Below are 15829 nucleotides of genomic sequence, written 5' to 3'. Positions count from 1 at the left end.
AAAAAAAGAATCAACGGGCCTCCGCCTCAACCGACTATGCCCGCCGTACGTCACGCCATCGTCGATCTCATCCTTCGGCCGCCGCCCCAGCAGTGCCCACATTGCCGAAAGCAAATCCTTGAAAAACAGCGGCGAAAACACATTCTGCCAAAGTAGTGCTAGCCTAGTGTAGTCAAAGCGTTGGTTGGAACCAACTCCTACGCGAGACGGAGAAGCCGGGTTGCCCCGGCTGGTTAAATTCGCGGAGCTGGTTCAATGAAGGATGTGAAGCTCAACAAACTAGCGCCGTGTCCGACAAGCAGCGAGGAATTATGAGGTATCAATACTGGACCTTGTCAGAGCAGCCTCTGGCGGGCTGGCCACAGGAGAACACGTTCGTGCTGAAGCAGGGCGTGGTCCCTGTGCCCGCTTCCGGGCAGGCGCTGACCGGACCATCTACGTGTCTCTCGATCCTTTTCAAGTCTACTATCAGCGGGAGCGCACTGGTCCGGCCGGCGCGCCCTGCCATGCACGCACCGTCTCTCAGGTCATCGAGAGCCGCATGAACGGATTTGCCGCCGGCGACTTCGTCTTCAACACCAATGGCTGGTCCGAATATGCGCTCATGGGCGAGGGTGTCTGGCGGCCGGAGTACATGGTCCCGCGTAAGCTCGATCCGTCCCTGGGACGCATCTCGCACTCGGTCGGCGTGCTTGGCATGCTTGGGCTGACTGCTTACGCCGGCATGAACCTGATGGCCTCGCCTGAGCCAAGCGAGACCGTGGTGGTTTCGGCAGCTTCGGGCGGGGTCGGCCAGATCGCCGGGCAGCTCGCCAAGCAACGGGGCGCGGGGGTCATCGGGATCGCTGGCCGTGAGGCCAAATGCAAGTTCGTGACCGAGGAATTGGGCTTCCACGTCTGCGTCTCCCACCTTTCGCCCACTCTGTCAGCCGATCTTGCCACCGTTTGCCAAGACGGCATTGACGTCTACTTCGAGAATGTCGGGGGCAAGGTGTTCGAGGCGGCACTTCCGCTGTTCAATCAGGACGCGCGAATGACCATCTGCGGCCTCATCGCACACTACGGCGATGCGGACGGAGGCACTGACAGGCGCGCAGCGCTGATGAAATCGGGCGAACCAATCTTCAAGGCGCGGGACGTCAGGGTCAGAAACCTCTCGGTCAGCGAATTCGCCGCAAAGCACGATGAGATGTTGGCTTATGTCGCGCCCCTGGTGAATGCGGGTAAGATCAAGTACCGCGAGGACATCCGCCAGGGATTGGAGGCCATCCCAGCCGCTTTCGCTGAAATGCTGCGCGGCGATAGTTTCGGCAAGATGTTGGTGCAGTTAAGCCCCGACGCGACGCTTGGGGCGCGTGCGCCCCAAAAGACCTCCCAAGGCCCATTCGGGACACGCCCCTGATTCGGCCAAGTCTTGCCGCACTCGAGTCCTGTTGCGGCACGCTGTACTCCGGGCGCGCTCAAATGCGCGCGGAGGACATTCTTCGCCGTCCAAAAAAGTCACCCATCGTCCGCAGGACAAATTCGGCTCCGGCCCGAATACCCGTGAGGCCCTTCGTGACTGTCTTCAAGTTTGTATAAAAGCGAATGCCTTTCCTGATCATGCATATGGTGGTCGCCGAGCAAACATGCTTTCCCGCCTTTCCCGCCGCCGAGCGAAAAACTCGTGTCTTCGATAGATCTTCATATCCGTCGTGAGGCGCTCGAAAACCATTCGTCGCGCCCATCGACCGCCAGCTCGGCCCACTGGGCCGCGCCCGCGTCGATATAGTCGCAAACCTCCTGGAGATGCTGTTTGGTGACCAAGGGACCCATCTCGGCTTCGGAATCGGTGCCGCGACCGATGTTCAACGCGCGCACCTGTGGAACCAAGATTTCGATCAGGCGTTCGGCAGTTGTCTCGGCGATCGGGACTGCTATGAAATCGTCAAACGGCGCTCGTCGGCCGAATCATAAGCGGCGTGCATGAGGGGCCCCCACTTTAGTCCATGTCGGCCTCCAGCATTTCGCGGCGTCGCCGAGCGCCTAACAACGCTTGCCGTCGCGGTTTCGTAGATCTAGCGCGGAATTGTGTAGAGCCCACGAAACTCACGGCCGCAACATCAGCATGTGCGTGAAGCGCGTCTCGACTGCTTCCGTCGTCGCCGTGCACGAGGTTGAAGACGCCGTAGGGCAGGCAGGCTTGGTTGAGCCCTTTCGCGGGGATAACAGAAGCACAGCAGTCTGCCCACCTAGCGCATAGCGCAGGAAAAAACTAAACTTAGGCCGCAAGGAGCACAATTACTGCGCTAGAAAGCCAGACTTTGAAGAAATTCATCTCTGCGGGCGGCTACTGTACTTCGAAAACCAAAAATGCAGAATTCCACACGGATTCAATGTCGAGTCGGAGCGCAGGGAATGGCCCCTTTGGTAAACCGCAGACGGCTCATGCAGGCGAGTTCGTCGGCCCTCGCACTTGGTGCACTGAATTCCAGCCTTGGTCGCGCCTTTGCACGGCCCACCGACGAGCTGCGGGTCGCTGTCGGCGGGGGTGATTGGGGCAAGGCCAACATCGAGGCCTATGTGAAGCCATTCCAGGCCGAAACAGGAATCAAGGTGACCTCAATCAGCGATGATTCCACACTCGCGCAAGTTGAGCTGATGGTGACCACAAAAAACGTTACCATCGATGTCATGGACCTCAGCGCAAATTCAACGCGTGTCGCGAGTGGGAAAGGCTATCTCCAAGAGATCGACTACTCCATCTATAAGAAAGAAGAACTCGAAGGGATCGTAGACTTTGCTAAGGACCCCTTCGGCATTGGAGCGCTCATCTACGCGAATGTGATGGTCTACAATACCCAAAAATTTCCGGCAGATCGGCCGCGGCCAGCTTCCTGGGCGGAGTTCTGGGACGTCAAGGCGTTCCCTGGTGTCCGCGTGCTCCAGTCAGGCCAACGCGGCTCTGAGGGACCCTGGGAGGAAGCCCTGTTGGCCGACGGTGTTCCTGCTGACGGGCTCTACCCGATTGACATCGCCCGCGTCTTTGCCAGTCTAGACAAGATAAAGCCGCACGTCCGCAAATGGTGGACGGTTGGATCCGAGATCCAGCAGATCATGCACGACAAGACCGCTGACCTCGTCAATGCCTTTGATGGTCGCGTTACGCTGTTGATGGACCAGGGGGCGCCACTTGAGATCAATCGAAAGAATTCCAAACTGATATGGGACTACTGGACGATCCCGAAGGGGAGCCCTAATGCGGCAAACGCGCAGAAGTTCATCGAATTCGCCACTCGCGCGGACCGCCAGGCGGCCTTTGCCCAGCGGATGTCCTACGGCCCGACCAACCGAAACGCGTTCAAAACGATTCCGGAGAATGTGGCCCGCAAACTCTCCAGCTATCCCGAGTATTTGGCAACCAGCGTTCCTCTTAAGACGAGCTGGTACAGCGAGATTGGTGCGGGCGGCCTCTCAAATGCCGAGCGCCTGCGCCAGCGCTGGAACGAATGGGTTCTGCTCTGATACATGATGCGACCGATCAGAGTGCTCCAACCATGTACCTCACGGATCGATCTATCGGATAGTTGAGTTTCCGAGTTCGCGCACACTCCAATATCCCGGTCCGTATCAGGGGAGCAACAATTGATCCCGGCGCAGATCGAATTCAGCAGTGTCACAAAGACCTATGGTCCCATCACCGCGCTGAGGGATGTGTCTCTGATCGTCTATCGTGGCGAATTCCTGACCATTCTAGGCCCCAGCGGTTCGGGCAAGACGACAACTCTGATGCTTCTCGCCGGCTTCGAAGCGCCCACCAAGGGAAACATCAGGATCTGCGGGAAATCGGTCGTGGCAGTTCCCTCTTACCGTCGCGATCAGGGCATCGTGTTCCAGAGCTACGCCCTGTTTCCGCATCTCACGGTTCGCCGGAATCTCGACTTTCCGCTCGAGATGCGCGGTATCAAGGCAGCCGAGCGGAGAGCGAGAGTTGACCGTATCCTTGAACGCGTCCACCTCAGCGATTTTAGTAACCGCATGCCGTCGCAGCTGAGTGGCGGTCAGCAGCAACGCGTGGCCCTTGCCCGCGCGGTCATTGCCGACCCGCCGATCCTGCTGCTTGACGAGCCGCTCGGTGCGCTCGATCGCAATCTGCGCGAGCAAATGCAGGGCGAGATCAAGAGCCTACACAAGGAATTCGGCATTACCACCGTCAGCGTCACCCACGATCAGGAGGAGGCGCTCACAATGTCGGATCGCATCGTCGTTATGCGCGATGGCCAAATCGAGCAGACTGATACGCCCGAGGCTCTCTACGATTGTCCGGCGACCCGCTTTGTCGCCAATTTTCTGGGCGAATCCAATTGCCTGGAAGACGCTTGTTTCAAGATTGAAACCGCTGGAGCACAGCCAGCGGGCACAATCCCCATGATCCGGCCTGAACGTGTCCGTCTCACCGCTGGTGCAGAATTGAATTACGCTGATGCCGCGCTGCGCCAGTCCGTGACCGGCACTGTGGTCGACATGGTCTATGCGGGAGCTTTGCGCAAATACCGGGTACGTGTCGCGAGTAGCGCGCTCGTCGTCCGCGAGCATGTTGCAGCGGGCCAGGATGTCTTCAGGCCCGGGGACGAAGTCCAGCTCCACTGGTTGCGATCCGACGTGCGCTTCGTCGCAAGATGACGGGGAGGGAGCAGCCCATGGAACGGCTTAAAAGTCTGGGCCGAATGCCTATCGGCTTGACCGTGCCAGCCTTCGCGATCTTGCTTGTTGTGTTCGGCATACCCACCTTTCTACTCTTCTTGACCAGCCTCAACGCGCCTGACTTCTCGCTGGTCAATTACCGGGCATTTCTTCGTCAGCCGGCGAATGTCCGCGTGCTCTTCCAGACGATTGAAGTGAGCATGGTGGCCACCGCCATCTGCATCATCATCGGTTATCCCACGGCTTACCTGATAAGTGCCGTCTCGAAGCGCCTGCGTACCGTGCTCCTCATATTCGTCGTCATTCCGTATTTGACCAGTCTGTTGGTGCGCACTTATGCGTGGATTGTGATCCTCGGCGACCGCGGCCTCATCAACAACCTGCTGCTTGATCTGCACCTGATCTCCAGCCCATTGCAGCTTATCTACAGTCGCATGGCCGTCTATGTCGGGATAGTGCATATCATGCTGCCCCTAATGATTTTGCCGTTGGTCAGCGTGATGATGGGCATAGACAAGTCGCTGATGGCAGCCGCTCGCAGTATGGGAGCCACCCCGCTTGCCGCCTTCTGGCGTGTCTTCTTCCCAATGAGCCTGCCGGGCGTTCGCAGCGGATCATTGCTCGTCTTCGTGCTCTGTCTCGGCTTCTACATCACACCAGCGGCCCTGGGCGGATTACGTGATGCCATGCTGTCGAATTTCATTGCCGCGCAAGTCGCAAGCTCCTTCAACATGGCATCCACTGCGACCTCGGCTTTCATTCTTCTGGGCATCGCCGCGGTCGTGCTCTCAATTGTTGGCCTCGATCTTTCTGCGACGCGGGTCTCCGCAACCCGGTTTGGTCGAGTGGCCTGGCGGCGCAGACTTCCATCATTCGGCTCCCTGACATTCTATCTCGAAGAGCTGGCGTATCCTTATCGTGCGAAGCGCTGGACGGCCAGGCTCTACCAGGCGCGGGCCGAGACCCCCTGGTGGACAATCGTAGGTGCCGTGTTCGTCGGACTGGTCATGTTCTACCTGCTGTTTCCGAGCGTCGTGGTCGTTATCATGTCCTTCAGCGACGGCACATTCCTGGAATTCCCGCCCTCGGGCCTTTCGCTGAAATGGTACCGGTCCTTCTTCGGCGATCCATCCTGGACCGAGGCGGCCTGGACCAGCATCCAAATCGCGATTGTAGTCGCTGTCCTCTCGACGGTTGTCGGGACGCTTGCGGCTTATGGCCTCAACCGTAGCTCTTCGCGGTTGCGGAGCTTCCTTACTATGGTGATGCTGGCACCAATTACATTTCCAAGCATCGTTGTTGGCATTGCAGCCTATCTCGGACTTCTCAACTTGGGACTGATCGGCACGCAAACCGGTATCATTCTGACCCACAGCATCGGCGCGTGCGCCTATGTCGTGGTGATCGTCTCGGCGACGCTGGCAAATTTCGACCGACGGCTGGAGCAAGCAGCGCAAAGCATGCGGGCTGGGCCGCTGCAAACGTTCAGGCGGATAACGTTGCCGCTTATACGGCCGGGCGTGATCGGGGGTGCCTTGTTTGCCTTCATCCATTCGTTCGACGAGGTGGTGAAGACGTCCCTGGTAAGTGGGTTCTCGATCCGCACCTTGCCGCTGAAGATGTGGGAGAACATGCGAAACCAAATCGATCCGACGATCGCCGCGGTGGCATCGCTGCTCATATTGTTGCCGGTACTTTGGCTAATCGCCATCTACGTCACGGGTTGGCGGCCAAAGCCGAGCGCTCATGGCGCGCTTTCCAAGCCCGGAGCATGAGCGAAGCAGGTAGGACGCGTTCTCGAAGGTCTCGGCCCGCCTCCAAGCCGCAAGAAATTCGCCGGCAACAGATGGCCATCTTGGGTCAGTATTAATTCGGGATGAAGCTGCACGCCGATGCTGCAATCTTGAGCCCCAAGAATGCGAATCCTTATCCCAAAACAGAGGCTTCTGCTCGGCTACTGAAACTGCGCCTTTACATACGCGCAACCCCACAATCCGTCTGACTTCATCGCAGATTGGATGAAAGCTGCAGGATTTATTCGCGGCCGCGTCGTTTATTGCACCAATCGCCACTTGCCGCCGGTCACGACCCTGGCGCCGCGCTCCACCGCGTCAGCGATGTGCCGCTCGACCTTGTCGATAGCTTCCATGTTGATGAGTGGCCCCTGCAAAACCCCTTACTCGGTGCCGTCTCCGATCTTCATCGCCGCGACCTTCGAGTGTTGCGACGACCGATTGAATCCGCCGTTCAACCAGAGAAAGATATTGCAGCCCGGGCCATTCCGCATATGAGTCAGAGCCAATATTGCAGGCCGACTGACAGCCTCTGCCGCCCAATACAGTGGCCGAGATGTGCCGGGGCGTGGTCCGCCTTCGCAGATCAGGGACATCGAGGCGGCTTGATTAAGCGTTTGCAGGATTCCCGGGGCGGAGAGCACGCGCGTCAAATTGCTGGCGCGGATCATCGACGTTGGAATCGAACAGCGGATATGCTCGTAAGTGAGATCTTTTGCGGGCAAATTGCGAGATCGTAGAGCGGTCGCGCGTTACGCGGACCTTCCTTCCACACCCGGCGAGAGCGGCAAGGAGACGAGAGAAGGGCCTTGTACGCCCGGCAATGCCCGGGGCCGGCGTGAGATGATCCAGCTGGCCTGGCGCTTTCTCCCTTTCGGGGCGACACGCGCGGCTGTCCGACACTCGGTTCGAGGTTTGGCAAACATCTCAGTGCGGAAGCATTCTCCGGTTTTCATCATTGCCCAGGTGATCCGAGCGAGCTTGTTGGCGGGGGCGACGGTCACAAGCCGCGCCGGCTTTTTTGCCAAGAGCCCGACAATCCAGTCGCGCAAGCCGCCGCGGCGTTTCTCGACAACCTTTAAAAGTGATGTTGCTCCGAGAACAAGTAGCTTCCTTATGTATCGATTCCCCGCCTTGGTGATGGCTCCGAGAGTCGGTCTACCCCCGCTCGAAATTTGCCTGGGCGTTAGCCCCAGCCAGGCAGCAAAATCGCGCCCGGAATTGAATACGCCTGGGTCCGGTACACTGGCTGCAATTACCGAGGCAACAAGCTTGCCAGTGCCGGGAAGTTCTCCAAGCGAACGGCTCGTCTCGCTGAGCGCGTGAACCGTTGCGATCTTCCTCTCTATAAATCATTGAGCGCGCTTCCGAGCGCATCAATTTGCTGACCGAGAACCTTTGCCGCCAGGACAGCCGCGTCCGGAAGAGTCGTGTCGCCTTCTGCGAGGCCCAAGAGCTCGTCGACACGGCCGGTGCCCTTGGCGACGACAAGACCGAATTCGGCCAAGTGGCCGCGTAGAGTGCGTGTTCCAGCCGATCGTGATCACCGATTCCAGGCCATCGTGATCACCCATTCCAGAGCATCGTGATCATCGTTTCCAGCCGATCGTGATCGCTATTTCCAGCGATCATGATCGGGGGCAACGGGGAGGCGCGCACCGCTGACAGTCTGCAACCCGGCTACCTTGGTCTTTTGCCCAACCGCAGAGGATCGAGATGCCGACAGAGAGACTGTCCCTGCGCCACATTCGTGAAGTTCTACGCCTGCACTACAGCGTCGGCATGTCGCAACGCGCCGTTGCCCGCAGCCTCGGCTTGGCCCAAGGCACGGTCAGCAAGTACCTCAACCGCGCCCGCCGCGCCGGCCTGACCTGGCCGTTGCGGCCAGAGCTGGATGACGATGTCCGGCTCGAGAACCGCCTGTATCCGCCACCCTCTGATCGGCCCAGCGAGGAACGTCCGCAGCCGGATTGGGCGCTCGTGCATCGCGAGCTGCGGCGCCCGAACGTCACGCTGATGCTGTTGTGGGAGGAGTATTGCGACGCAAGCTCCGACAGCTTCAGCTACTCATGGTTCTGCGAACGCTACAAGGAATGGGCCGGCCGCCTCAAACCGACCCTGCGCCAGGTCCATGTCGCCGGCGAGAAGCTGTTCGTCGACTATTCCGACCACACAATGGAGGTGGTTGACGGGCTCACGGGTGAGGTACGCAGCACGCAGATCTTCGTCGCCGTGCTCGGCGCCTCGAACTACACCTACGCCGAGGCCAGCCTCAGCCAGAGCCTGCCGGACTGGATCGCCTCGCACGTTCGGCCTTTGCCTTTTTCGGCGGCGTGGCCCGCCAGACGGTGAGCGACAATCTGAAGGCCGGTATCACCCGGGCTTGCTTCCACGAGCCGATGGTCAACCGGACCTATGCCGATCTCGCCCGCCATTACCGCACCGCCATCGTTCCAGCGCGGCCGTATCGGCCGCGCGACAAAGCCAAGGTCGAAGTCGGGGTCCAAATCGTCGGGCGATGGATTCTGGCGCGCTTGCGCAACCGCCGCTTCTTCTCACTCGCCTCCCTTAATGAGGCGATCCACGCGCTCCTTGTCGAACTGAACGATCGACCGTTGCGCAGCTGGGGACGAAGTCGCCGCGACCTGTTCGAGGAGCTCGATCGTCCGGCGCTGACCCCTTTGCCGGATGAGCCGTACGAGTACGCCGAGTGGAAGCGCTGCCGGGTCAACCTCGATTATCACATCGAGATCGCCAAGCATTACTACAGCGTCCCTCACAACCTCGTTCATCAGGAGGTTGAGGCCCGCATCACCCAAAAGACCGTCGAGATATTTCTCCGCGGCAAGCGGGTGGCCTCGCATCTGCGCAGCACCTTGCCACATCGCCCGACCACGATTCCCGAGCATATGCCGAGCTCACATCGCCGCTATCGCGACTGGACCCTTGAGCGCATTCGTTCGGAAGCCGCCAAAGTCGGTCCCGATGCCCAGACGCTGATCGACGTCATCCTGCGATCGCGGCCACATCCGGAACAGGGCTTCCGCTCGGCCATCGGCATTCTCGGGCTGGTCAAGCGCTACGGCCAGGAACGCGTCGATGCCGCTTGTGCCCGGGCGCTGCTGCTCAACGCCCGGTCGTACAAATCGGTCGCTGCCATCCTCAAGAACGGCACCGACAGAACCGCGCCTCCCGCCGAGGAGGCGCCCATCCTCTTCCACACCAACATCCGTGGCCGCAACTATTACAATTGATCAGGAGAGATCAGCATGCTCATTCACCCCACCGTCGATCGCTTGCGCGCACTCGGCCTCGCCGCCATGGCCGATGGCCTCACTGAACTGCAGAACAATCCCCAGGCGGCCGAGATGCCGCACGCCGATTGGCTCGGCCTCCTCGTCGATCGCGAGGTCACCGCCCGCGACAACCGCCGCCTCACGCGCCGCTTGACCAGTGCCAAGCTCCGTCAAGCCGCCACCATCGAGAACGTCGATTATCGCACCGCCCGTGGTCTCGATCGTTCGCTCTTCCAGAACCTCGTCACCTGTCAATGGATCCGTGACAGCAACCACCTGGTCATTGTCGGCCCAACCGGCACCGGCAAGTCCTGGCTTGCCTGCGCGCTCGGCAACAAGGCCTGCCGCGACGGCTTTTCCGTCCTCTACAAGCGAACATCCCGCCTGTTCGCCGATCTCGCCCAGGCGCGCGGCGAAGGCCGTCTGGCGCGCCTGATCGCTGCCCTGGAGCGCGTCAATCTCCTCATCCTCGACGACTGGGGACCCGAACCGCTCACCGCCGACCAGCGCCGTGATCTGCTCGAGATCGTCGATGATCGTTACGACAAGGGATCGTTGTTGATCACTAGTCAGGTGCCCGTGTCGCAATGGCATGATGTCATTGCCGACCCCACCCTCGGCGATGCGATATTGGATCGCATCATTCACAATGCTCATCGCATCGAGCTCAAGGGCGACAGTCTACGGCGTCAGGCTGGCGAAAAGAAAAAACCGTGAGCACCTCGCGCACGATCGCCCCGCCGGCCCACAGGCCCCTCCCGCGCGCGTCGCTACGTCGCTCGTGGGGCCACTCCGCGCCGCGCACGGGGCCCGCCCATGGACCGCCGGGACGATCTCCAAACCAACCCGCCAATCTTGACGAGGAGACTATTTCGAGCCCAGATGCAATCGTCAGCCGTGTTCGCCTCCGCACCTGATCGCGATCACTGGAATCCGTGATCACCATCGCCTGGAACACCTGATCACCATCCCTGGAATGCGCAGCGTAGAGCGTTCACGCTCATCGTTCGCTGTTTGAGGAGCAGCTCGCGCACCGCCTCACAGATGGCTTCCGCATCGACGGCATCGTTCTTACCCCGCTTAACATAGGTTTTGTGTAGGCCGGCGGCATCAGAGATACATCGTGTCCCATGGACTTCAATTCGCGCGCCCAATAATGCCCTGAGCCGCAAGTTTCCATGCCAATGTGGCATGGCTCGATCTTGGGGAAAAGCTTGCGCATCGTCCGGCGCGTCAGCTTGCGCCTTATGGCTGGTGCATCCTCGTTGGATAGCGCGTGGTCTGAAAATAGTTTTTGGCGAGATCAGCGCCTATTCTGATAAACTTCATTGCGGACGCTCTCCCTTCTTTGTGGCGCTCTGGCGACCACGCCTTGGCACTATGTTGCCGTTGAGGTGAGGCCGTCCACACCATCAAGGATCAGGAGCTCGACGCGCGCCAGAGTCTTGAGCAGGCGGGCATGGCGGCCATCGTCCCGCGCGAGGGCGAGCGAGGGCGCGATCACATCGAAGTATCGCAACATCGATGGCGCGTACGTAAACGAGAGACCGCCGGACGGTCCATCGATCCGACACGGCAACATCCGCGGCACGGATTACTACCACGGAAGAAAGGAGAGACGATGTTAACACATGCCATTCCACACTCCTTGAGGTCACCGATCGGCGCTACTTCGCTCCTGATCACCTTTGACGCCATGTGTAGCCGATACCAAAATTCCTACCTTCGGGGCGCGTCGATCGCCAACCCACCCAACATCCGTTGAGAGTTCTCTTCCACGAGGCCGATGGGCTGGGGACGGATAGATTACCGGTTCGCCAACTGAGGCCTCCCTAACGCACCACGGAAGCTTTGACGTGCCTCGAAGTAGTCCGATGCGAATTGCTTATTCGCCGCGTCAACAATGGCATCGTTCATTCTGAGTCCAGTCAAGGCTGCAGAAGTGAATAGTCCTTGGAGCATCTTCATCGGACGTCGCTGAGGTCGATGCACTTGCAGACGGTTATCTCAGCGGTTAACCAGCACGTCTCGCGTCATGCTGCTCAGCGATTTCGCGCCGTTGTCAGCCACGCGCACTGTCTCGCTAAAGACATAGCCGTCGTCCTTCTCCCAGATGCCAATGATCAAGTGGAAAGTCATGTTGGTTTGGAGTAAAGTCTCATCCTCATCCTGTAGGCTCGCGCCGCCGTCAGGCCAATCATTCCCGAGGGAGTAGCCGATTCGAGATTCTTTGCGTAAGCCCCGAGAGCTAAAATTGCGCCGGAACGCTCGGTCGACATCTCCGCATGTTACTCCAGGCCGAATCATTTCGAAAGCAGCCAAAAAGCCGTCAAGCGCGGCCTGGTGCAGGTGCCGTGACCGAGCGGACGGCTCACCTAAGAAGACGGTCCGGGACAATGCGCAGCAATAGCGGTGGCGAAAGGCTCCTAGTTCAAAATTGGTCTGGCAATTCGTCGCATAGCTCCCGTCGGTCCACTTGAGATGCGGAGCAGTCGCCGGGCGTCCGGTCGGCATGGTCGGATAGATGCGAGAAGCATGACCCGGGAATTCCGGTGTGCCCGTACACAACGCGTGCATGATGGCTGCTGCTACGTCGCATTCTCGCGCGCCGGGAGCGACACCTAATCGGGCGACTCTCATGGCCCTATCGACGATTTTTCCGGCCTGCTCCATGTAGGCGATCTCAGCAGGAGATTTCAGCAGCTTCAGCTTGAAAATAAGGCCATCGGCATCGATGCTCTTTGAAAGGTCCAGGTTTTTGGCGAGGCTCGCTTGGGCCTTCACCCCGAAATGTTTTGCCGTCAATTCGACCCCGATGTGCCTTGATTTGGTGCGTTCGCGGATCATATCTCCAATCGGCTGCCACGGTGTCCGCTGGTCCGAACCGATGTAGCTCTCGGAATAATTGAGTAGGCGTGACGGCGGCAGGTAGGATGTGACCGTTGCGCATGCAACGTCCATCTCGCGCAAGATCAGCCACGGATCTTCCTCGTCTTGACTCACAAGCGCGACTTGCGGGACGTAATCTGAGTATCCATCGTAGCCAGTGAGATAATTCATGTTAGCCTCGTTAAAGACGAGCATTGCGTCCATGCCGTGCTTCGCCATTCGCTGGCGCAGCCGAGCCGTACGTTCGCGATATTCCTGTTGATCAAATGCGGGCATCACGGTTTCTCCTGAGCTCACTGCATGACGGCAATGCTGGGCATGGAAGCGACGCAGCAACGAAAAGTTGCTTTAGTCGACCTTTGGTTGCGAAGAATCCGTCTAAGTCTGTTGCCGCCGTTATCATGCGATAGACGCCATCGTCAGTCTGCAAAGGTCTGTGATGTCGTAGACAGGCAACTTCGTGATGCGACGGATCGCCGGCGAGACCAGAGGGAACGCCGCACATTCGAACAGGATGATCGCGATCTCTGGGTGCGCGATGCAAAGTCGCTCGATGCAGGCAGCGACATCCTTCTCGATCGCTGCGACGTCGATCGGTGGTGGTGGACGCTTCAGCTCGTCGTGCCAGAACTTGCCGCCTTCGATGCCGCCAATCACGATCCTCGCCCGCCCGGCTGGATCATCAACCCCGAGCAGGTCTTCGGCTACATGCGTCGAGTCGTAGGTCAAGAGTGCGATCTTGGCTGATGCCGGCAGCTGCCGAAGCAAGGCGGGCAACAGGAGCAGGCTTGACATCACCACGGGTACATTCGTCGACTTGGCCACCGCCGGCTGATGCCGGATAGAGAAGCCGCAGGTGGAGCTTATCGCGACGGCACCTCGCTCGACGAGCCGCCGGGCGGCAGCGATGAATGATGGCTCAAGAGCTGGATCGCCGCGCACGACATTCTCTACCCACGCTCCCGTGACTGTTTCGAAGATGGTCGGGAACTCGAAGGTAGCCGAATTTAGCATCGATCCGGGCGCGGGCTTCGGTGGCGCGGCGCCGGACGGCACCCCACGTTCGAGGTGCAGGACTCCGAGAGAGCGTGATAATTGCGGGGTCATTGACGAAGCATTCCGGACTAGAACCGAATTCCCTAGCTTGGGGTGGAGCGGTCTTTGACGCAGGTGTAGATCGTCTCAACCATAGTGGTAGCGGCAGGTGAGCCTCTCTGGGGCGCAGGTGGCGGCGAGTTGGTCAATTCCCATCGTAGCCGGCCCTGCTTCATTCCTTCAGCTAGCGCGCTGTGCAAAAAGCACATTCTCCGCGGTCTCAATTGCAAGCCAAGTGTCTGATTGCCCAGTACAGGGCGTTATTTGGTTCAACAGGATCGCTTAGCTCATGTGGCATCGCACTCGGACGAGATGGTATGGCGTAAATCATGGCTGGCACCCTCTTTGTCTTTCCGACCACGCTTTTGCAACCCGCATGCCACGCCAAAATCGCTCAAAGCAGGCGATCTTCGGTAAATGCAGTTCGTCGCAAGCGCGACAACGTCGTGAAGCCAACGCGGCGGCCATGGTGCGTTGGCCTCGGCACCTTGGGGTATCTGGTGGGTTGCGACGCAGCCCGGCGAGCCTGGATCCGCGCAGCATCCAGACCGGACCAGAGTGCTTGCGCGGGAATTCCAGGTTTCTGCGGGTGGGAATGACGGCATGGGAATTCGGCCAAGCTTCCGTAGGAGTCCTTTGTTTGGAAGCCTTGCAGCATTTCCTGGTGGCATTCTGCGGATGCACTGTATTTCAACAACACTATGTGCCGGGGTCAACCTCGAGGAACGCGAGCGGCTGGTATGGTCCGGTCAGGCATACCGTCCCCGAGGCATTCCTTAAGCTGTACCAGGCAGCAATCCTGCTGAATCCAGCTTGCGGCTACTCCAATGCAGACAAAAGGTTACTCCCGTTCAAAGGTGTATGGCCTCGCGTGCGACTGGCGATTCAGACATAGTGGCTAAAATAAAAGCCCGCGTCCTAGGTGACCTCTATCGCCGCCTCGATCGCATCAGCCCGGGCCTGCGCGACCTGAGGCAGGCGGTGGGGACGTGAGAGAGTACCCCGGCCGAGACACACAGGACGGCGGTTGAGGCGCAATGCTCAATATCTCAACGGTGGATTCAACCGGCGAACGCAACATGATTTTATGATGTTCCTGGAGGGTTCACGATGGCACAATTGGGTCGACCTGGTTTATCCCCGCAGCAAAAGGCGGAGCTTTGGAGACGGTGGAAGGCCGGTCAATCGCTAAGCGATATTGGTCGGGCGCTCGGGAGACATGCTGCTTCGGTTTTTGGGGTACTATTGTCGAAGGGGGGAATAGCACCGCCGGCCAGGAGGCGGTCTAGCCGGACCCTATCGCTGCAGGAACGGGAAGAGATATCGCGGGGGCTAATTGCAGGACTTTCCCTGCGCAATACCGCCGAGATACTGGGCCGGGTGCTTCATCCGTCAGGTCGGGAGATTAGCCGAAACGGGGGACGCCAGAAGTATCGGCCGCTCAATGCTGACGGGAGAGCATGGCGAGAGGCGTCTCGTCCAAAGCCATGTCGTCTCGCAGTGAATATGCCTCTTCAACGAGTCGTGGCCCGAAAGCTGCAAGAACATTGGTCGCCTCAACAGATATCGGGATGGCTAATGGCCGAATACCTCGACGATGAGACAATGCAGGTATCCCATGAAACAATCTATAAAAGCCGGTTCATTCAGGCGCGCGGGGTGTGTTTCGGCATGGAATAAGGGCTCTGACGCATATTCGATGATCGTGATTGTTTTTATGGCGCGCCAATCAGCCTTGCCTGAAGGAGATCGAGCTTAGCGCGCCCGTACATCTGCCGTTTGACCAGCTTGAGCTTAGTGACCTGCGCTTCCACTTGGCCATTGGACCATGGTTGCGTAATAGCGGCGTGCACCGCGCCCTTATCGTTGGCGATTCCATTCGCGAACGAGGCAATGAGGCTCCCCTTGGATTCTTCAATCCAAGGTTCGAGCTCGATCTCGGCCTTCCTTCGGATCATCGCCTGGAAGCGGCCGACGAGAGCTTGGGCATCGGCCAGCATAGGAACGTTTTGTTCGATGACCGCAAGCGTGACGGTCTCCGCCCTGGTTAGGTGGTCGCGCTTCGTCGTCATC

General features: G+C 59.2%; 13 protein-coding genes and 3 pseudogenes. 6 read left to right on the top strand and 10 right to left on the bottom strand.

The window, feature by feature from the left end:
- The first annotated feature begins 541 nt into the window (after positions 1 to 541).
- On the top strand, positions 542 to 1402 hold the full coding sequence (locus tag IVB42_RS14420) for an NADP-dependent oxidoreductase (RefSeq protein WP_346732221.1): 861 nt from the start codon (positions 542 to 544) through the stop codon (positions 1400 to 1402).
- A gap of 281 nt (positions 1403 to 1683) precedes the next feature.
- Here the strand turns inward: IVB42_RS14420 and IVB42_RS14415 are convergent, their stop codons facing one another.
- Positions 1684 to 1851: an aldehyde dehydrogenase family protein gene (locus IVB42_RS14415; protein WP_247470502.1), complete on the bottom strand. Its 168-nt coding sequence runs from the start codon at positions 1849 to 1851 to the stop codon at positions 1684 to 1686.
- Between the two features lie 130 nt (positions 1852 to 1981).
- On the bottom strand, positions 1982 to 2152 hold the full coding sequence (locus IVB42_RS14410; protein ID WP_247470500.1) for a hypothetical protein: 171 nt from the start codon (positions 2150 to 2152) through the stop codon (positions 1982 to 1984).
- A 245-nt stretch (positions 2153 to 2397) separates the two neighbouring features.
- Between IVB42_RS14410 and IVB42_RS14405 the strand changes: the two genes are divergently transcribed.
- The 3 genes from IVB42_RS14405 (at position 2398) to IVB42_RS14395 (ending at position 6458) form a co-directional block, all read left to right on the top strand.
- Positions 2398 to 3504 (top strand): ABC transporter substrate-binding protein, encoded by a 1107-nt coding sequence (locus tag IVB42_RS14405; protein ID WP_247470497.1) that lies wholly within the window; start codon positions 2398 to 2400, stop codon positions 3502 to 3504.
- 120 nt (positions 3505 to 3624) lie between these two features.
- Positions 3625 to 4662, top strand: a complete 1038-nt coding sequence (locus IVB42_RS14400; protein WP_247470494.1) for an ABC transporter ATP-binding protein — start codon at positions 3625 to 3627, stop codon at positions 4660 to 4662.
- Positions 4663 to 4679: 17 nt separating this feature from the next.
- Entirely contained in the window at positions 4680 to 6458 is a 1779-nt protein-coding gene (locus IVB42_RS14395) for an ABC transporter permease subunit (protein ID WP_247470491.1), read from the top strand.
- 296 nt (positions 6459 to 6754) lie between these two features.
- Here the strand turns inward: IVB42_RS14395 and IVB42_RS14390 are convergent.
- The 3 genes and pseudogenes from IVB42_RS14390 to IVB42_RS14380 all read right to left on the bottom strand — a co-directional run.
- Positions 6755 to 6898, bottom strand: a pseudogene (locus tag IVB42_RS14390) (aldehyde dehydrogenase family protein); the annotation flags it as partial.
- A 330-nt stretch (positions 6899 to 7228) separates the two neighbouring features.
- Positions 7229 to 7732, bottom strand: coding sequence for a transposase (locus tag IVB42_RS14385; protein WP_247470508.1), 504 nt, complete (start codon positions 7730 to 7732; stop codon positions 7229 to 7231).
- Positions 7733 to 7821: 89 nt separating this feature from the next.
- Complete coding sequence (locus tag IVB42_RS14380; protein ID WP_247470488.1) at positions 7822 to 7983, bottom strand: hypothetical protein; 162 nt, start codon at positions 7981 to 7983, stop codon at positions 7822 to 7824.
- Between the two features lie 209 nt (positions 7984 to 8192).
- Between IVB42_RS14380 and istA the strand changes: the two are divergent.
- Together istA and istB are read left to right on the top strand one after the other, a co-directional pair.
- Positions 8193 to 9730, top strand: a pseudogene (istA, locus tag IVB42_RS14375) (IS21 family transposase).
- A 15-nt stretch (positions 9731 to 9745) separates the two neighbouring features.
- Complete coding sequence (istB, locus tag IVB42_RS14370) at positions 9746 to 10489, top strand: IS21-like element helper ATPase IstB (protein WP_247470485.1); 744 nt, start codon at positions 9746 to 9748, stop codon at positions 10487 to 10489.
- 266 nt (positions 10490 to 10755) lie between these two features.
- Here the strand turns inward: istB and IVB42_RS14365 are convergent.
- The 5 genes and pseudogenes from IVB42_RS14365 to IVB42_RS14345 all read right to left on the bottom strand — a co-directional run.
- Positions 10756 to 11185 (bottom strand): annotated as a pseudogene (locus tag IVB42_RS14365) (IS110 family transposase); the annotation flags it as partial.
- On the bottom strand, positions 11151 to 11294 hold the full coding sequence (locus IVB42_RS14360; RefSeq protein WP_247470482.1) for an ATP-binding protein: 144 nt from the start codon (positions 11292 to 11294) through the stop codon (positions 11151 to 11153). The pseudogene IVB42_RS14365 and the gene IVB42_RS14360, both read right to left, overlap by 35 nt.
- Before the next feature lie 485 nt (positions 11295 to 11779).
- On the bottom strand, positions 11780 to 12937 hold the full coding sequence (locus tag IVB42_RS14355) for a Xaa-Pro peptidase family protein (protein ID WP_247470479.1): 1158 nt from the start codon (positions 12935 to 12937) through the stop codon (positions 11780 to 11782).
- Positions 12938 to 13060: 123 nt separating this feature from the next.
- On the bottom strand, positions 13061 to 13768 hold the full coding sequence (locus IVB42_RS14350; RefSeq protein WP_247470476.1) for a hypothetical protein: 708 nt from the start codon (positions 13766 to 13768) through the stop codon (positions 13061 to 13063).
- Between the two features lie 1703 nt (positions 13769 to 15471).
- Positions 15472 to 15829, bottom strand: a 358-nt coding sequence (locus IVB42_RS14345) for a transposase (protein WP_247470473.1), incomplete at its 5' end; no start/stop codon positions are given.

It is taken from the genome of Bradyrhizobium sp. 45 (assembly GCF_023073155.1).
GTDB classification, from domain to species: Bacteria; Pseudomonadota; Alphaproteobacteria; order Rhizobiales; family Xanthobacteraceae; genus Bradyrhizobium; species Bradyrhizobium canariense_D.
Note: the sequence above shows the minus strand (reverse complement) of the source record. Positions and strands in the feature narration are given on the sequence as shown.